This window comes from Corynebacterium pacaense (assembly GCF_900169525.1).
GTDB lineage: Bacteria > Actinomycetota > Actinomycetes > Mycobacteriales > Mycobacteriaceae > Corynebacterium > Corynebacterium pacaense.
Map to the genome: position 1 here is coordinate 895,079 of NZ_LT821239.1, position 16,744 is coordinate 911,822.

Below are 16,744 nucleotides of genomic sequence, written 5' to 3' on the forward strand. Positions count from 1 at the left end.
TTATGGCTATTCGTAAGTACAAGCCGACAACCCCGGGTCGCCGCCAGAGCTCCGTTTCCATGTTCTCGGAGATCACCCGTTCGACCCCTGAGAAGTCACTTCTGCGCCCCCTGTCCAAGACCGGCGGACGCAACTCTCACGGTCACATCACCACCCGTCACCGCGGTGGTGGACACAAGCGCCGCTACCGCGTCATCGACTTCCGTCGCAATGACAAGGACGGCATCCTGGCCAAGGTCGCGCACATCGAGTACGACCCGAACCGCACCGCCAACATCGCCCTGTTGCACTACTACGACGGCGAGAAGCGCTACATCGTTGCGCCGAAGGGCCTGAAGCAGGGAACCATCATTGAGTCCGGCGCCACCGCCGACATCAAGGTGGGCAACAACCTGCCGCTGCGCAACATCCCGACCGGTACCACCATCCACAACGTGGAGCTGAAGCCGGGCGCCGGAGCAAAGCTGGCCCGTTCCGCAGGTGCCTCCGTGCAGCTGCTGGGTAAGGAAGGCGCCTACGCCGTCCTGCGTATGCCCTCCACCGAGATCCGTCGCGTGGACATCCGTTGCCGCGCAACCGTCGGTGAGGTCGGCAACGCCGATCAGATCAACATCCGTTGGGGCAAGGCCGGCCGTATGCGCTGGAAGGGCTGGCGCCCGACCGTCCGTGGTGTCGTGATGAACCCGGTCGATCACCCGCACGGCGGCGGTGAAGGCAAGACCTCCGGTGGTCGCCACCCGGTCTCGCCGTGGGGCCAGAAGGAAGGCCGCACCCGCAAGCCGAAGCGTTACAGCGATGACATGATCGTCCGTCGCCGTCGCGCCAACAAGAACAAGAAGCGCTAAGAGGAGGTAACGAAGAATGCCACGCAGCCTTAAAAAGGGCCCGTTCGTCGATGAGCACCTCCTCAACAAGGTCGATGCTCAGAACGAAAAGGGAACCAAGCAGGTCATCAAGACCTGGTCCCGCCGTTCCACCATTCTCCCCGATTTCATCGGCCACACCTTTGCCGTCCACGATGGACGCAAGCATGTGCCGGTGTTCGTGGATGATGCCATGGTCGGCCACAAGCTGGGCGAGTTCGCCCCGACCAAGACCTTCAAGGGTCACATCAAGGACGATAAGAAGGGACGCCGCTAACGATGAGTGAGAACATCACCTCCGCACGCGCGACCGCCCGCTACGTCCGCGTTTCCCCGATGAAGGCACGTCGCGTCATCGACCTCGTCCGCGGCAAGTCCGTGTCCGAGGCACTGTCCATCCTCAAGTACGCTCCGCAGGCCGCTTCCGAGCCGGTCGCCAAGGTCGTTGCTTCCGCAGCCGCCAATGCTGAGAACAACTTCGGCCTGGATCCCCGCTCGCTGGTCATCTCCGAGGCTTACGCCGACGAGGGCCCGACCATGAAGCGATTCCAGCCCCGCGCTCAGGGACGTGCTTTCCAGATCCGTAAGCGCAGCAGCCACATCACCGTGGTCGTTGAGAGCCAGAAGGAAGGAGCCAACTAGTGGGCCAGAAGATCCACCCCCACGGCCTCCGATTGGGCATCACTTCCGACTGGAAGTCCCATTGGTACGCCGACAAGTCCTACGCCGACTACGTCGCCGAGGACATCAAGATCCGTGATTTCCTGTCAAAGGGCCTCGACCGCGCCGGCATCGCCGACGTTGTCATCGAGCGCACCCGCGACCGGGTTCGCGTTGATATCCACACCGCACGCCCGGGTATTGTCATCGGACGTCGTGGCGCCGAGGCCGACCGCATCCGCCGCGAGCTGGAGAAGCTCACCGAGAAGCAGGTCAACCTCAACATCCTCGAGGTCAAGAACATTGACGCCAACGCCCAGCTGGTGGCACAGTCCATCGCCGAGCAGCTGACCAACCGCGTGGCCTTCCGCCGCGCGATGCGAAAGGCCATCCAGTCCGCGATGCGCCAGCCGCAGGTCAAGGGCATCAAGGTTGTGTGCTCGGGTCGTCTCGGCGGTGCCGAGATGTCCCGCACCGAGCGCTACCACGAGGGTCGCGTTCCGCTGCACACCCTCCGCGCCGAGATCGACTACGGCACCTACGAGGCCCACACCACCTTCGGACGCATTGGCGTCAAGGTGTGGATCTACAAGGGTGACGTCGTCGGTGGCCGTCGCGAGAGCGAGATCAATGCACCCGCCGAGCGCCGTGGCCGCGGTGACCGCAACGCACGTCCGCGTCGTGGTGGTCAGCGTCGTCAGCGTGCTGAGCAGAAGCAGGAGGGCTAAACATGCTTATCCCTAAGCGCGTTAAGTACCGTCGCCAGCACCGCCCCACCCGTAGCGGTATCTCCAAGGGCGGCAACCGCATCACCTTCGGTGAGTACGGCATCCAGGCTCTCGAGCCGGCCTACATCACCAACCGTCAGATCGAGTCCGCACGTATCGCCATCAACCGCCACGTCAAGCGCGGTGGCAAGGTGTGGATCAACATCTTCCCGGACCGCCCCCTGACCCAGAAGCCGCTTGGCGTGCGTATGGGTTCCGGTAAGGGCCCGGTGGAGAAGTGGGTCGCCAACATCAAGCCGGGCCGTATTCTCTTCGAGATGAGCTACCCGGATGAAGCAACGGCTCTCGAGGCTCTGCGCCGCGCCGGCCAGAAGCTTCCCTGCAAGGTCCGTATCGTCAAGAGGGAGGATCAGCTCTGATGGCTATCGGTACCCCCGCACATGAGTTCCGTGAACTCAACGAGGAAGAACTGGTCACCCGCCTCTCCGAGGCCAAGGAAGAACTGTTCAACCTGCGTTTCCAGCTGGCCACCGGCCAGCTGACCAACAACCGCCGCCTGCGCACGGTCAAGCGCGACATCGCCCGCATCTACACTGTTATTCGCGAGCGCGAGCTGGGCCTGTCCGTCGTTCCGGGAGCTGAGGCTTAATTATGAGTGAGGCAATCGTGGACAACAAGGAACAGGGCGCCCGCAAGGTTCGCACCGGCTACGTGGTTTCCGACAAGATGTCGAAGACCATCGTCGTCGAGCTTGAGGACCGCAAGCAGCACGCCCTCTACGGCAAGATCATGCGTTCCTCCACCAAGGTGAAGGCACATGACGAGAACAATGAAGCCGGAATCGGCGACTTTGTTCGTATCGAGGAGACCCGTCCGCTTTCCAAGGACAAGCACTTCCGTCTCGTTGACATCATCGAGAAGGCCAAGTAGCGCCATTCCCCGACATTCAACCCCATGCACCGGTGCATTCCGGAGCATGGGGTTGTCTGCGTCAGCTACAGCAGGTACAGACGCATGTGACCGTCGACCGTGTCTGGCAGCTGCCCGCGGGCGGAGAGCCCGTCGTCATAGAAGAAGGTGAACCGGTAATGCTCGGTGACACCCTCGGCCGTGGCGCCCCCGGCATGCCCGAAGACGACGTCGATGTCACCGTCCCCCGACCGAGAAACCGCGGTGACCTCCCGCATCTCGAAGGGGGCCGGATTGGTGATGAGCTCGCCGTTGTGGAAGAGCACGACGGCCTCCGCCATCGATGAACCGGTTCCGGCGGGACCCTGCCCGCTGCCGTTGCTGCCCTCGATGACCACATAGCTCAGATCCGCGCAGGAATCATATCCGTTGTCCTTGATCTGAAAGTAGATGTAGTCGTCCGGTTCGGCGATGACATCCCCGGGGCCGGCCCCCAGGGTGCCAAGTGGGATCCGGCCCTGTTCGAGAAAGCGCCCGAATGCCGAGTCGGCCGGATTGTTGTTGCAGGTCGCGGACGGGTTGGTCGGTGCGGTCCCCGGTTCCGAGGTATCCGAAAGGGTGGGGGACGGCGTCCCGCGTCCATCGGAGCCGCCGCGGGTCTCGGTCACTGTCAACGTCGGTGGCACGTCTCCGTCTGATGAACCACCGTTGGTGGCGGAACATCCACCGAGTAGGAGGGCCGTGGCGGCGATCAGGGTGCCGCGGGCCCAGAGTCTGTTGACCATGGAAGGTCTCCTTACATGTCTCTGCTGGCATCCATGCTAACGGCCTTCGGCGTTTTGGTCATCGCAGTGGACGTGTGGTTAGATGTATAAGTTGTCTGTGTAGGTCGGGCGTAGGTGATGCTTTTCCGAATCACCCTCCCGAGACCCTTCGACCCGCGTTCGAGCGGAGTTCGTCGCCTGGTTCAATCCAGTGTATTCGGGCCAACGTTGTACAAAGACCACGTGTGTTCGGGACGGAAATCCAGCACACATTAATCCAGGTCAGGAGACCAGTAGTGATTCAGCAGGAATCGCGTCTGAAGATCGCCGACAACACCGGTGCACGGGAGATTCTGTGCATCCGGGTTCTCGGTGGATCCACCCGACGTTTTGCTGGCATTGGTGATGTCATCGTCGCCACTGTCAAGGAAGCAACCCCAGGCGGAAACGTGAAGTCCGGCGAGATCGTCAAGGCTGTCATCGTTCGCACCAAGAAGGAGACCCGTCGCGCTGACGGTTCCTACATCGCCTTCGACGAGAACGCTGCCGTTATCATCAAGAACGACAACGAGCCCCGCGGTACCCGTATCTTCGGACCGGTCGCTCGTGAGCTTCGTGAAAAGAAGTTCATGAAGATCGTTTCTCTCGCACCGGAGGTGATTTAAGTATGAAGGTCCACAAGGGCGATATGGTTCTGGTCATCTCCGGCCCCGACAAGGGAGCCAAGGGTAAGGTCATCGCGGCTTTCCCCAAGACCGACAAGGTCCTCGTAGAGGGCGTCAACCGCATCAAGAAGCACGTTGCTAACTCTGCACCCGAGCGTGGTGCCGAGTCCGGCGGAATCGTGACCCAGGAAGCCCCGATCCATGTCTCCAACGTCATGGTCATCGATTCGGACGGAAACGCCACCCGCGTCGGTTTCCGATTCGATGAGAACGGCAAGAAGGTCCGCGTCTCGCGTCGTAACGGGAAGGACATCTAATGACTGAGAACTACACCCCCCGTCTGAAGACCCGTTATCAGGAAGAGATCCGCACCAAGCTGCAGGATGAGTTCTCCTTCGCCAACGTGATGCAGATTCCCGGCATCACCAAGATTGTTGTCAACATGGGCGTCGGCGATGCTGCCCGCGACTCCAAGCTGATCAACGGAGCAATCGAGGACCTGACCGCGATCACCGGCCAGAAGCCGCAGCTGCGTCGCGCGAAGAAGTCCATCGCGAACTTCAAGCTCCGCGAGGGCATGCCGATCGGCGCGAAGGTGACCCTCCGTGGCGACCGCATGTGGGAGTTCCTGGACCGTCTGCTGACCGTGGCCCTGCCGCGTATCCGCGACTTCCGTGGCCTCTCCGACCAGCAGTTCGACGGCCACGGTAACTACACCTTCGGCTTGACCGAGCAGACCATGTTCTACGAAATCGACGTGGACAAGATCGATCGTCCCCGTGGTATGGACATCACCGTTGTCACCACCGCCGTGAACGACGATGAGGGTCGTGCCCTGCTGCTGCAGCTCGGCTTCCCCTTCAAGGGCGAGGACGGCTCCCGCCAGCAGGTCTAAGCACCTGTGTCCGACAAAAGATCCGCCATCCGGTCAGGATGGCGGATTTTTTCATCCCCCGGGATCTGCTAGAACTCCTCGTAGATGGCGGGGTCCTGGTTCTTGATGCGCCCGTCCGGGCGCCCGAGGCCGGTGATTGCCGCGACGTCGGCGTCGTCAAGCGTGATCGTGACGGCTTCCAGGTTGCTGCGCTGGCGCTGCGGGTTGGTCGAACGGGGGATCGGGACGATCCCGCGCGCGTGGTGCCAGGCCAGGACGATCTCGCCGGGGCCGACACCGTATTTCTTTCCGATCTCCCCGAGCAGGGGTTCGCTGAGCAGCCCGCGACCGCTGCCGAGCGGACTCCATGCCTCGGTGGCGATGCCGTGTTCGCGGTGCCATTCAACCAGGTCCACCTGCGGGAAATGGGGATGGAGCTCGACCTGGTTGACGGCGGGGAGTTCGCCGGTCTCGGCCCGCAGCCTGTCAATGTGCTCCGGGAGGAAGTTGGACACCCCGATGTTGCGGACCAGGCCGCGTTCGCGTGCGTCGATCAGCGCCTTCCACGCCTCGACGTAGAGTCCCTTGCGGGGGTTGGGCCAGTGGATGAGCAGCAGATCGAGATGGTCGAGTCCGAGGCGGTAGAGGCTTTCCTCGATATGTGTCCGGGCGAGGTCGAACTCCTGGTACCGACCGGGTAGCTTGCTGGTGACCATCAGCTCCTCGCGGGGCACGCCGGACGTGCGGACCGCGAGGCCCACCGCCCCTTCGTTCTCGTAGTTGTATGCGGTGTCGATCAGGCGGTAGCCGGTGTGGATCGCGGAGGTGATGGCCTCGACCCCGGCCGCACCGTCGAGGTGGACCGTGCCGAAACCGATGGGGGGAAGGGAAATCTGTGTGTGAACCATGACCGCCAGGGTAGTCACGGACGTCCCGGCCGTGCAGAGGCCGCCTCAGCTCAGATCACCATCCGGGGTCCGTGCCAACTCTCCTGCATAGTGGTTGAACCTGCCTCCGCGGAGAAATCCGGCGAGGAAGATGCCCGCCTCCCTGGCCGCGTCGATGGCGAGCGACGTTGCGGCCGACACCGCCACCACGCCGGAGATCCCGGCCATCGCAGCCTTCTGCACCAGCTCGAATGAGGCCCTGGAACTCATCAAGAGGATGGTGCCCTCCAGGGATGCCGCATCCCGCATGAGCATGTGCCCGATTGCCTTGTCCGCGGCGTTGTGGCGTCCCACATCCTCACGTACGACCAGCAATTCTCCATCGATGGTGGCTATCCCGGCCGCGTGCACCCCGCCCGTGCGGTCGAACAGCTTCTGGTGCGCGCGTAGTTTTCCCGGCAGCGTGATGATCATCCGCGGATCGGGCTGGATCGGCGCACCCGGACGCGTTCTTTTGTGCAGGATCTGATCGATGGAGGTGGTGCCGCAGATACCGCAGGCGGAGGAGGTGGGCAGGTTCCTCCGGATCGACAACAGGTTCAGTTCGCTCAGCGGACCTGCAGGGGTGACCTCGACCTCGAGGACATTGTAGGTGTTCGCGCCGTCGGGTCCGGTGGCACCGGCGCAGTAGCGCGCCGTGGACACCTCCGCCGCCTCCCCGATCACGCCCTCGGAGAGCAGCAGTCCGTGGACGAGTTCGATATCGTGCCCCGGTGTCCGCATCGTGGTGGTAAGCGCGGTGCCGTTGACACGGATCTCCAGGGGTTCCTCCACGGCTACGGTATCGGCGCGGGAGTCAACGCCGACCGCCTCATCATCCACGACCACCCGGGCCACACGGAGGTTCTGCGTGATTCTTCCCATGGGTTCAGGACTCCGGTGCCCTCTGCGCGACCATCTCCCGTACCCGGGTGGCGCGCGCGATCACCCCGGGGGCCAGCTCCCGCTTATCGACGCCGCCCGCCGCTGCGACACCGACCAGAAAGGCGGTCAACGGTGCACCCGGCCGGGAGGGGCCGTGGGCGACATCGCGGGTGAGTTCGAGCAGCGCGGGCACTACATCATCGAGCAGGCCCGGATCGATCCCGAACTCGGAGCAGACCTTCACCAGCCATTCATTCATGTGGTACATCTTCTCCGCCTCGCCGTGTCCGCTCACCCGGGTCTCCTTCATGATTCGACTGTGCTCCCAGCACCGATGCCGACCAGCCTACTTTCGTGCACGCGTGCCCCTGGGCTCCAGACGGACGAGCACCGATTTGGACACCGGCGTGTTGGACTTTTCGGCAACACTGTCCAGTGGCACCAGAACGTTGGCCTCGGGGAAGTAGGTGGTCACGCAGTCACGAGCGGTATCGTATTCCACCACGCGGAAGTTGGGGGCGCGGCGTTCCCCGTCCTCGAAGACGGAGACGATGTCCACCAGATCGCCGTCGCGAAGGCCACGTTGCCGGCAGTCCGCCGGATTGACAAAGACCACGCGCCGGCCGTTGCGCACCCCGCGGTAGCGGTCATCGAGCCCATAGATCGTGGAGTTGTACTGATCGTGGGAGCGCACGGTGTTCATCAGGAAATAGCCCTCCGGCAGATCGATGACGCTGGTGTCGTTGACGGTGAGCCGTGCGCGTCCCGTCGGGGTGTTGAAGATCCGTTCACGGGGCCCGTTGGGCAGGAGGAATCCTCCCGGGTTCTCGATGCGCCTGTTGAAGTCATGGAAGCCGGGGATCGTCGCCTCGATGTGATCACGGATGACGGAGTAGTCATCGATCATCGGCTGCCAGAAGTCATCGCCGAAGGTCTCGCGACCGATGGAACCGATGATCTCACATTCCGATTTCAGGTTGAGATCCCTGTTGGCCGTGCGCCTGCCGGTGGAGGCGTGCACAGCACCTGCGGAATCCTCCACGGTCACGCTCTGGATCCCCGATTTCCTCCGGTCCAGATCGGTTCGGGCCAGGACGGGCAATATCAGGGATTTCTCCCCCGGCCATGCGTGGGAGCCGTTGGGCTTCGTGGACAGGTGGACCGTGAGCTCATTGGTTTCCATTGCCTTCTCCACGGCGGAGGTGTCCGAGGAAACGCGCACCAGGTTCCCACCGAGAGAGAGGAAGAACCTCGTTTTCCCCTCGCGCATGGCGCGGAGGGCATTGACGGTGTCATATCCGTGCCTGCGCGGGACATCGAAGCCGAACTCCTTCTCGAGCGCGCGGAGGAAGGGCTCCGGCATCTTCTCCCAGATGCCCATGGTGCGATCGCCCTGGACGTTGGAGTGCCCGCGCAGGGGAGCGGTCCCGGCACCGGGTTTGCCGATGTTTCCGGTCAGCAGCAGGAAATTGACCATTTCCCGGATGGTGTACACGGCGTTCCTGTGCTGGGTGACCCCGAGAGTCCAGGAGACCACCACCGTGTCGGCGTTTTCCACCATGTCCGCGGCCCGTCGGATATCCGCGGCCTCCAGTCCGCAGCCGCGGAGCAGGAGATCATCATCGAGGCCGTTGAGGTGTTCGATGGTTTCCTCGACTCCGGAGCAGAACCTCTCCAGGAAGGCGTGGTCGAGGAGGTCCCGGCGGATGATCTCCTTGTTCAGTGCCTGGAAGAATGCACGGTCGCCGTCGAGACGCACCTGCAGGTAAGCGTCGGCGAGCTTCTCTGAGATGTTGAGTGCGCCCTTGATGGACTGCGGTTCACGGAATTTCATCAGCCCTGTCTCCGGCAGGGGATTGAGTACCAGGATCCTACCGCCGTTGTCCTTGAGTTCCTTGAAGGCGGTGAGAGCGCGTGGATGGTTCGTACCCGGGTTCTGCCCGACGGAGATCAGCAGATCGGTGTTGTAGAAATCCTCCATCACCACGGACCCCTTGCCCAACCCGAGGGTTTCCGTCAGCGCGGTCCCGGTTGACTCGTGGCACATGTTGCCGCAGTCGGGCAGGTTGTTGGTGCCCAGGCGCCGTGCGAGCAGCTGCAGCATGTAGGCGGGTTCGTTGGGGGCCCGTCCGGAGGTGTAGAACACGGCCTCATCAGGCTCGATCTCCCTGAGCTTGCCGGAAATCAGTTCAAGGGCCTTCTCCCAGCTCACGGGTCGGTAGTGGGCGTCCCCGGAGGAACGATCATAGAGTAGGGGCCCGGTGATCCGGCCCTGGCCGCCCAGCCAGTGGTCCGTCTTCTCCCGCAGCTGGTGGATGGAATGCTCCGCCCAGAACTCCGCGGTGGCCCGGCTCGGGGTGGTTTCCTCAGCGACGGCCTTGGCGCCGTTCTCGCAGAATTCCACGATTCCCAGGTTGTGGGTGGACGGCTCCGGCCACGCACAGCCGGGGCAGTCGATGCCACCGGGCTTGTTCATGGTGATCAAGGGGAGCAGCCCGCGGTTGGGGAGTGCGAACTGAAGGGCGTGGAGGACTCCCGGAATTCCCGCTGCGGAGGTGATCCGCCTGCCCACATCGGGGTCATCGAAGGCGTTGGCAACGGGATTGACCGCGGAGAACTCTTCGGAATACCTGGACATACCCTACAGTGTATGCCAGATCACATTCCGGGAGGTCCGTTGGAACCGGTACCTCCGAAATCCCCGGATCGGGTTCTCATATCTGCCGCCCTCGCGTTCAATCACCCGCCGCGAGGTGAGATGCCCGCCGCGAGGCGGGATTGCCCTCGCTGCCCGTCAGCGGCACCTCGTCGATGCCCATTCCGTGGGCCAGGTCGATTCCGCGGCGAAGGGCCACGCCCGCCACGCCACGGTAGAGTGCGCCGGGGTGAACCGCCAGGAACCTGAGAAGTCCGGGTTCGTCGATGATTCAGAGGAAGGTGGAGTGGACGAAGCCCTCGGGCGGGTCCACCGAGAGGTCGGCCCACCGCCTTCAGTCCAGCCGGTTGTCATCGAATGCGCGACGGGTGGGGGTCGGTATCTCTCCGGGGGGTGTCCCTATGTTTTTGTCAAGGGATAGGCCCTGTATTCAGGAAAGCATTTCGGGGGTAGCTCCCGATTCTGATGATGGGCGTGGTTGAGCAGCTGGCCGGCGTACTCGCGTCGACCAGCTGATCGTGGTGAAGGTGGGCTACGCAGCAACTCTGGCGGGGATCTCCCTAAAGAACTCGGCCCGGGTCAACATTGCGTAGATGACGTTGCACCGGCGTCTGGCCAGGCACATCACTGCAGCGTTATGTCGTTTACCCTCGGCCCGTTTCCGCTCGTAGTAGGTCTTGGATGGTTCATGGAACCGGATCGATGCGAATGCCGAGTAGAACAGGGCGTTTTTCAACCGTTTGTTACCGGATCTGGCCGGGAACTCACCTCGGATGGACGTGCCGGATCTTCGTGTCACCGGGGCGATCCCCGCATACGCTGCCAGGTGGCCGGCTGACCGAAAGTCGGAGCAGTCGCCGACAGCGAGGAGAATGTTGGAGGCGGTCTTGATGCCAATTCCCGGCATGGATATCAAGACCTGGTGAAGAGGGAATTCAGCCAACAGTTCCTCTACTTGATCAGCAATGGTTTTCCGCTGTTCCAGCAGGGCTTTGATGTTGGTCGCCAGCTGCGGGATCACCACCTCAGCGGCAGTGGTGCCAGGTACGGCGACGGTCTGGGCTTTGCGTCCGTCGAAGATCGCGTCGACCAGCTTCGTGGGGTCTTTCTTCGATCGGTTGGCCATCCAGGTGTGTACCCGCTGGTAACCGGCCTTCTTCAACCTTGTTGGCCCGCCGTAGTGGATGAGCATGTCCAGCACCAGAGGTCGGGTGATGATGCTGCCCGGTAGGGCTCGTTCCAGACTCGGGTAGATCTGGGTCAGCACGCTACGCAGCCGGTTGATGGTGCGGGTGGCGTCCTTGGCGATGTCGTCATCGAACCCGGACAGCATCTTCAGCGCTGAGAGGACTTCGTTGTCCCGGTCCACGGCCCGCAGGGTATGCGGCATCGTCCGGGCGGTATCAGCGATGATGAATGCGTCCCGCCGGTCGGTCTTCGACCGGCCGGGGTGCAAGTCCGCGGCTTTGCGCATCGCCAGGCCGGGTAGATAGCCGACGAAGCAGCCAGCGTCCCGGGCCACGGCGATGGGCAGGGCACCGATGGTGTTGGGCTGGTCGACGACCACCAGGACGGTGCCGCAGGCTTGGAGGTCGGTGAAGACCTTGCGAAGCTGATCCTCGTCCTGGGGCAGGGGTTTGTCGTAGATGATCTCGCCTGTGGCTAGCATGGCGCAGGCGTGGTGGGCGGTTTTGCCGACGTCTAATCCGATGGTGACGTCGATGGTGCCGGTGGTCATGGCCGGCCTCCTTGTGGTGTCGGAGCAACAGTGACAGGTCAAACCTCGTCGCTGGTGTCTCGACATCCGATGCTGGCACCCACGTTACAAAAGAGAACTGAGTCGAGTGACTCGTCCGTGTCCCTATCAGCAGTCAACGGGTGTCCTGGTAGCCCGGCGACAACACCCCCCGGATCATGGTAACTACAGGGGAAATAAGCCATACCGGGCCCAGCGACTATCCCCATTATGGGGACACCATCAAAGTAACGGGGTCGTTGCCCGATCCGTCGATCGGGCCCGTTCCGAATTCACGCAGGCAACCGGCGCGGGCCTCGAATCCCGACGGGTCGGGCTCAATCAGATCGATCATCCCATGAACATACATTTCCCCGGCCCGGGCCGGCGGAACCCGGGTGTGTGGAGCACAGCCCGGCGCTGATTGTGTATTGGGTGATTTACCGTGTACTCTTTTCGCTTGGACTTTGTTTCGTGTGGATTTCCGCCGGGTTACCGGCGCATTAATTTCTCAGGACAGCAGTTCAAGTAATCTTAAAACCTCAACTTTGTTGTAGGCCCCCCGCCACAGTTGGCGATCCGAGTGGGAAATGGCAGCGAGCAAACCGACTATTGAGTTCGGTGGGCGTGAAGTGGCCAGAAATCACACGGTTAACGCTCCAGGTGGGTAGGGAACCCCAACGAGAAAGGCATCAGGTCACATTCATGACCATGACTGATCCCATCGCCGACATGTTGTCGCGCGTGCGCAATGCAAACCATGCGCACCATGACACCGTGTCCATGCCCTCCTCCAAGATCAAGGCCAACATCGCCGAGATCCTCAAGCAGGAGGGCTACATCGCTGACTTCAAGGTCGAGGATGCCAGGGTCGGCAAGACCCTGACCCTCGAGCTGAAGTACAGCTCCACCCGCGTCCGCTCCATCGCTGGTCTGCGTCGCGTTTCCAAGCCGGGTCTTCGCGTGTACGCCAAGTCCACCAACCTGCCGCAGGTCCTCGGCGGCCTGGGCGTGGCAATCATCTCCACGTCCCATGGACTGCTCACGGACCGTCAGGCTACCGAGAAGGGTGTAGGCGGAGAAGTCCTCGCCTACGTCTGGTAAGGGAGGATTGACCAACTATGTCACGTATCGGTAAGAACCCGATTGCCATTCCCGCCGGCGTCGAGACCAAGATCGACGGCCAGTTCATTGAGGTCAAGGGTCCCAAGGGAACCCTGAGCCGCACCCTGCCCGCTCCGATCACCGTCGCCGTCGAGGACGGTCACCTGCTCGTTGCGCGTCCGGATGACCACCGCGTCAACCGTTCCCTGCATGGCCTGTCCCGTTCCCTGGTCAACAACATGGTTGTTGGCGTCACCGAGGGATACACCATCAAGATGGAAATCTTCGGTGTGGGCTACCGTGTTGCACTGAAGGGCAAGAACTTCGAGTTCTCCCTCGGTTACTCCCACCCGGTGCTGATCGAGGCTCCGGAAGGCATCACCTTCGCGGTTGATGGCAACACCAAGCTCTCGGTGGCTGGTATCGACAAGCAACAGGTTGGGCAGATTGCAGCTGTGATTCGCCGCCTGCGCAAGGATGATCCTTACAAGGGTAAGGGCATTCGCTACGAGGGTGAGCAGATCCGCCGCAAGGTCGGAAAGACGGGTAAGTAAGCAATGAGCAACACTGAAAATAAGCAGAAGCGCGTCTCCGTGGGTAAGGACATCGCGACTCGTCGTCGCGTGGCCCGTGCCCGCCGTCACTTCCGCATTCGCAAGAACCTCCGCGGAACCCCCGAGGCTCCCCGTTTGGTTGTCCACCGCACCTCCCGCCACATGCACGTCCAGGTGATCGACGATGTCGCCGGTCACACCCTGGTTGCCGCCTCCTCCATGGAGCCGGAAGTGCGTGCCGTCGAAGGTGACAAGAAGGCCAAGGGTGCAAAGGTCGGCCAGCTGGTCGCCGAGCGCGCCAAGGCAGCCGGCATCGAGGCGGTCGTCTTCGACCGCGCCGGCTACAAGTACCACGGCCGCGTCGCAGCACTCGCCGATGCCGCTCGTGAAGGTGGTCTGAAGTTCTAATGATGACCATTTCCAAGAACATCAACGGAAGGATTGCGTAATGCCGGGACGTGAACGGCGTGACGGCGGTCGATCCGCCGACGACAACAAGTCGAATGATCGCAACGATCGTCGTGGCGGCAACCGCCGCGATGACCGTCGGGGTCAGCAGCAGGACGAGCGCTCACAGTACATCGAGCGTGTCGTCACCATCAATCGTGTTTCCAAGGTCGTCAAGGGTGGTCGTCGCTTCAGCTTCACCGCTCTCGTGATCGTCGGAGACGGCCAGGGAATGGTCGGTGTCGGTTACGGCAAGGCCAAGGAAGTTCCCGCCGCGATTCAGAAGGGTGCAGAAGAGGCTCGCAAGAACTTCTTCCGCGTCCCCATGGTCGGTGGCACCATCACCCACCCGGTACAGGGTGAGGCCGCGGCGGGCATCGTCATGCTCAAGCCCGCGGCTCCCGGTACCGGTGTCATCGCCGGCGGCGCTGCCCGCCCGGTGCTCGAGTGTGCCGGCGTGCAGGACATCCTGTCCAAGTCCCTGGGATCTGACAATGCCATCAACGTCGTCCACGCAACCGTGGACGGCCTGAAGCAGCTGGTCCGCCCCGAAGAGGTCGCTGCCCGTCGTGGCAAGTCGATCGAGGAGGTCGCTCCGGCCCGTATTCTGCGCGCACGCGCAGGTCAGGAGGCGTAGGAAATGGCGCTGAAGATTACCCAGATCAAAGGCACTGTGGGCACCAAGCCCAAGCATCGCGACAATCTTCGTTCCCTCGGTCTGAAGCGTATCCGCCACAGCGTGGTTCGTCCCGACACCCCTGAGGTGCGCGGAATGATCCTCGCGGTACGCCACCTGATCGTCGTCGAAGAAGTGGCGGGGGAGTAGGTAAGACATGAGCGATCCAATCAAGCTCCACGATCTGCGTCCGGCCAAGGGCGCAAACAAGGCCAAGACCCGTGTTGGTCGAGGCGAGGCCTCCAAGGGTAAGACCGCTGGTCGCGGCACCAAGGGTACCAAGGCCCGCAAGCAGGTTTCTGCAGCGTTCGAGGGTGGCCAGATGCCCCTTCACATGCGTCTGCCGAAGCTCAAGGGCTTCAAGAACCCCAACAAGGTTGACTACCAGGTGGTCAACGTTGCAGATCTCGAGGCAGCGTTCCCCCAGGGTGGCGACATCGCAATTGCCGATATCGTCGCTGCTGGACTGGTGCGCAAGAACGAGCTCGTCAAGGTTCTGGGCAACGGTGAACTGGGCGTCAAGCTCAACGTCACCGCGAACAAGTTCTCCGGCTCAGCCAAGGAAAAAATCGAAGCCGCCGGCGGCTCCGTGACCGTGGCCTAACTGTAGTTCCCACCCGAGCATGACCCCCATCCCGGATCACCGGGGTGGGGGTCTTCTGCGTCTCCGACGACGGATTGTCATAGGTAAGGCTAATTAGTCTCGGTGAATATCACACTTCTTTGAATTGACGAACCGCGGGCCGGAGGGCACAATGAACGGTGGCACGGGGTTGATGCGCAGATGCGGATGCCGATTCCGATTCCGTGGGCCCGGCTCTCGCCGACAGGCGGCCCGCCTTAAGGAACCGGATGGACAGGTGGGGTGGCACATGGTCACGGCCGCGATGCGCGGTCATCCACCGGTGCGCCCTGACACCCCGGCGGCCACCTGCGGGAGAACCCCTTGCAAAGGGAATAATTTACGTTGAGGAAGGTTTGGATATGGCAATTCTTACTGTGGGAGACACATTCCCCGAGTTTCATCTGACGGCACTGAAGGGCGGGGACCTCCACGACGTCAACGCCCAGCAGCCGGAGGACTACTTCGAGGAGGTCTCCCTGGACAGCTACCCCAGGAAGTGGAAGATCATCTTTTTCTACCCGAAGGACTTCACCTTCGTCTGCCCGACGGAGATCGCCGCCTTCGGCAAGCTCAACGAGGAGTTCGAGGACCGCGACACCCAGGTGCTCGGCGGCTCCACCGACAACGAGTTCGCTCACTTCAACTGGCGTGCGACCCACCCCGAGCTCAAGGGAGTCCCCTTCCCCATGTTCGCCGACGTCCGCCACGACCTGATCCGCGCGCTGGGTGTGGAAAACGCTGACGGCGTGGCCGACCGCGCTACCTTCATCGTTGATCCCGACAACGTGATCCAGTTCGTCTCGGTGACCCCCGACGCCGTCGGGCGCAATGTCGATGAGGTGCTCCGGGTTCTCGATGCACTCCAGTCCGAGGAGGTCTGTGCGTGCAACTGGCAGGCCAACGACCCCACCAAGGTGATCAACAAGCTTGACGTGGTCCAGGAGGCGCTTGTTTAATGTCGATCGACAACCTGCGCTCGGGTCTTCCGGGATACGCCAAGGATCTCAAACTCAACCTCGGCTCGCTGACCCGCTCGACGGAACTGAGCGAGCAGCAGCTGTGGGGCACCTTCCTCGCCGCCGCAGCCGCCACCCGGAGCGACACCGTGTTCTCCGAGATCTCCGAGGAGGCGAAGGGTCACCTGTCTGAGGAGGCGGTCGAGGCCGCCCTCGGTGCCGCCTCGGTCATGGCGATGAACAACGTCGCCTACCGCGCACGGGCCTGGCTCGGAGAGGACTACACCCAGGTGAAGATGGGGCTGCGCATGAACTTCATCGCCAACCCCGGTGTGGACAAGGTTGATTTCGAGCTGTGGTCGCTCGCGGTGTCCACGATCAACGGGTGCGAGCACTGCACCATCGCCCATGAGAAGGTTGTCCGCGAGGCCGGCCTGACCCGCGAGCAGGTCTTCGAGGCCGTCAAGGTCGCCGCCACCGTTCAGGGTGTGGCCCAGGCCGTCGAGATCGAGAGCGTCCGGTAGGGCCGCCGCGCCACCGGAGCCTACTCTAAAGTCACGTCCCCCGCCCCGCCCCTATGAAGGGGCGGGGCGGGGGACGCTGGCGTTTCCCCGGTGCCCGTGCCCGCGGCCGGCACCGTCCCGATTGAGATCAAGATCACCGGAGGAGGGCACCACGGTGCCCTGAATCTAAGGGGGACGGTTCCCGCTGCTGCGC

25 protein-coding genes are annotated in these 16,744 nt (G+C 62.5%); 18 read left to right on the forward strand and 7 right to left on the reverse strand.

Annotated features, from left to right (window positions below; genetic code table 11):
- Positions 1-2 precede the first annotated feature (2 nt).
- From rplB to rpsQ, 7 genes are read left to right on the forward strand one after another with little or no spacing between them, the layout of a single operon-like run.
- Positions 3-845 (forward strand): 50S ribosomal protein L2, encoded by an 843-nt coding sequence (gene rplB, locus B7E02_RS04275; RefSeq protein ID WP_080793397.1) that lies wholly within the window; start codon positions 3-5, stop codon positions 843-845.
- Between the two features lie 16 nt (positions 846-861).
- Positions 862-1,140 carry a 30S ribosomal protein S19 gene (gene rpsS, locus B7E02_RS04280; RefSeq protein ID WP_015650392.1) on the forward strand — a complete coding sequence of 93 codons (279 nt, stop codon included), beginning with the start codon at positions 862-864 and terminating at the stop codon, positions 1,138-1,140.
- Between the two features lie 2 nt (positions 1,141-1,142).
- On the forward strand, positions 1,143-1,505 hold the full coding sequence (gene rplV / locus B7E02_RS04285; protein ID WP_080793398.1) for a 50S ribosomal protein L22: 363 nt from the start codon (positions 1,143-1,145) through the stop codon (positions 1,503-1,505).
- On the forward strand, positions 1,505-2,251 hold the full coding sequence (rpsC, locus tag B7E02_RS04290) for a 30S ribosomal protein S3 (protein ID WP_080793399.1): 747 nt from the start codon (positions 1,505-1,507) through the stop codon (positions 2,249-2,251). The genes rplV and rpsC overlap by 1 nt, the downstream gene beginning before the upstream one ends.
- A 2-nt stretch (positions 2,252-2,253) precedes the next feature.
- Positions 2,254-2,670 (forward strand): 50S ribosomal protein L16, encoded by a 417-nt coding sequence (gene rplP, locus B7E02_RS04295; protein WP_080793400.1) that lies wholly within the window; start codon positions 2,254-2,256, stop codon positions 2,668-2,670.
- On the forward strand, positions 2,670-2,900 hold the full coding sequence (gene rpmC / locus B7E02_RS04300) for a 50S ribosomal protein L29 (protein WP_080793401.1): 231 nt from the start codon (positions 2,670-2,672) through the stop codon (positions 2,898-2,900). Before rplP ends, rpmC begins: the two co-directional genes overlap by 1 nt.
- A 2-nt stretch (positions 2,901-2,902) precedes the next feature.
- Entirely contained in the window at positions 2,903-3,181 is a 279-nt protein-coding gene (gene rpsQ, locus B7E02_RS04305) for a 30S ribosomal protein S17 (RefSeq protein ID WP_080793402.1), read from the forward strand.
- Positions 3,182-3,246: 65 nt separating this feature from the next.
- Here the strand turns inward: rpsQ and B7E02_RS04310 are convergent, their stop codons facing one another.
- Positions 3,247-3,945, reverse strand: a complete 699-nt coding sequence (locus B7E02_RS04310; RefSeq protein WP_080793403.1) for an LppP/LprE family lipoprotein — start codon at positions 3,943-3,945, stop codon at positions 3,247-3,249.
- A 275-nt stretch (positions 3,946-4,220) separates the two neighbouring features.
- Between B7E02_RS04310 and rplN the strand changes: the two genes are divergently transcribed.
- The 3 genes from rplN to rplE are packed head-to-tail and all read left to right on the forward strand — an operon-like array spanning position 4,221 to position 5,484.
- Positions 4,221-4,589, forward strand: coding sequence for a 50S ribosomal protein L14 (gene rplN, locus B7E02_RS04315; protein ID WP_080793404.1), 369 nt, complete (start codon positions 4,221-4,223; stop codon positions 4,587-4,589).
- A gap of 2 nt (positions 4,590-4,591) precedes the next feature.
- Positions 4,592-4,906 (forward strand): 50S ribosomal protein L24, encoded by a 315-nt coding sequence (gene rplX, locus B7E02_RS04320; protein WP_080793406.1) that lies wholly within the window; start codon positions 4,592-4,594, stop codon positions 4,904-4,906.
- Entirely contained in the window at positions 4,906-5,484 is a 579-nt protein-coding gene (gene rplE, locus B7E02_RS04325) for a 50S ribosomal protein L5 (protein ID WP_080793407.1), read from the forward strand. The genes rplX and rplE overlap by 1 nt, the downstream gene beginning before the upstream one ends.
- 68 nt (positions 5,485-5,552) lie before the next feature.
- Here the strand turns inward: rplE and B7E02_RS04330 are convergent, their stop codons facing one another.
- The 6 genes from B7E02_RS04330 to B7E02_RS04350 form a co-directional block, all read right to left on the reverse strand.
- The gene (locus tag B7E02_RS04330; RefSeq protein ID WP_080794431.1) at positions 5,553-6,371 is read right to left on the reverse strand and encodes an aldo/keto reductase; all 819 of its coding nucleotides are present in this window, start codon (positions 6,369-6,371) and stop codon (positions 5,553-5,555) included.
- Between the two features lie 45 nt (positions 6,372-6,416).
- Positions 6,417-7,274: a formate dehydrogenase accessory sulfurtransferase FdhD gene (gene fdhD, locus B7E02_RS04335; protein ID WP_080793409.1), complete on the reverse strand. Its 858-nt coding sequence runs from the start codon at positions 7,272-7,274 to the stop codon at positions 6,417-6,419.
- 4 nt (positions 7,275-7,278) lie between these two features.
- Positions 7,279-7,584, reverse strand: coding sequence for a DUF6457 domain-containing protein (locus tag B7E02_RS04340; protein WP_080793411.1), 306 nt, complete (start codon positions 7,582-7,584; stop codon positions 7,279-7,281).
- A 36-nt stretch (positions 7,585-7,620) separates the two neighbouring features.
- On the reverse strand, positions 7,621-9,912 hold the full coding sequence (locus tag B7E02_RS04345) for an FdhF/YdeP family oxidoreductase (protein ID WP_080793413.1): 2,292 nt from the start codon (positions 9,910-9,912) through the stop codon (positions 7,621-7,623).
- Between the two features lie 97 nt (positions 9,913-10,009).
- Positions 10,010-10,138, reverse strand: coding sequence for a hypothetical protein (locus B7E02_RS14735; RefSeq protein ID WP_281248226.1), 129 nt, complete (start codon positions 10,136-10,138; stop codon positions 10,010-10,012).
- Positions 10,139-10,462: 324 nt separating this feature from the next.
- Entirely contained in the window at positions 10,463-11,668 is a 1,206-nt protein-coding gene (locus B7E02_RS04350; RefSeq protein WP_080793415.1) for an IS110 family RNA-guided transposase, read from the reverse strand.
- Between the two features lie 702 nt (positions 11,669-12,370).
- On the opposite strand from B7E02_RS04350, the gene rpsH reads away from it, so the two are divergent.
- From rpsH to ahpD, 8 genes are all read left to right on the forward strand, one after another.
- Positions 12,371-12,769: a 30S ribosomal protein S8 gene (rpsH, locus tag B7E02_RS04355; protein ID WP_080793416.1), complete on the forward strand. Its 399-nt coding sequence runs from the start codon at positions 12,371-12,373 to the stop codon at positions 12,767-12,769.
- A gap of 17 nt (positions 12,770-12,786) precedes the next feature.
- Positions 12,787-13,323 carry a 50S ribosomal protein L6 gene (gene rplF, locus B7E02_RS04360; RefSeq protein WP_080793417.1) on the forward strand — a complete coding sequence of 179 codons (537 nt, stop codon included), beginning with the start codon at positions 12,787-12,789 and terminating at the stop codon, positions 13,321-13,323.
- A 3-nt stretch (positions 13,324-13,326) separates the two neighbouring features.
- Positions 13,327-13,731 (forward strand): 50S ribosomal protein L18, encoded by a 405-nt coding sequence (rplR, locus tag B7E02_RS04365; protein WP_080793419.1) that lies wholly within the window; start codon positions 13,327-13,329, stop codon positions 13,729-13,731.
- Positions 13,732-13,771: 40 nt separating this feature from the next.
- Positions 13,772-14,407 carry a 30S ribosomal protein S5 gene (gene rpsE, locus B7E02_RS04370; RefSeq protein WP_080793421.1) on the forward strand — a complete coding sequence of 212 codons (636 nt, stop codon included), beginning with the start codon at positions 13,772-13,774 and terminating at the stop codon, positions 14,405-14,407.
- A 3-nt stretch (positions 14,408-14,410) separates the two neighbouring features.
- A complete protein-coding gene (gene rpmD, locus B7E02_RS04375; protein WP_080793422.1) occupies positions 14,411-14,596 on the forward strand; it encodes a 50S ribosomal protein L30 in 186 nt (61 codons plus the stop codon).
- Between the two features lie 7 nt (positions 14,597-14,603).
- A complete protein-coding gene (rplO, locus tag B7E02_RS04380; RefSeq protein WP_080793424.1) occupies positions 14,604-15,050 on the forward strand; it encodes a 50S ribosomal protein L15 in 447 nt (148 codons plus the stop codon).
- Between the two features lie 380 nt (positions 15,051-15,430).
- Positions 15,431-16,027: a peroxiredoxin gene (locus tag B7E02_RS04385; RefSeq protein WP_080793426.1), complete on the forward strand. Its 597-nt coding sequence runs from the start codon at positions 15,431-15,433 to the stop codon at positions 16,025-16,027.
- On the forward strand, positions 16,027-16,551 hold the full coding sequence (gene ahpD, locus B7E02_RS04390; protein WP_080793427.1) for an alkylhydroperoxidase, AhpD family: 525 nt from the start codon (positions 16,027-16,029) through the stop codon (positions 16,549-16,551). The genes B7E02_RS04385 and ahpD overlap by 1 nt, the downstream gene beginning before the upstream one ends.
- Positions 16,552-16,744: the final 193 nt, after the last annotated feature.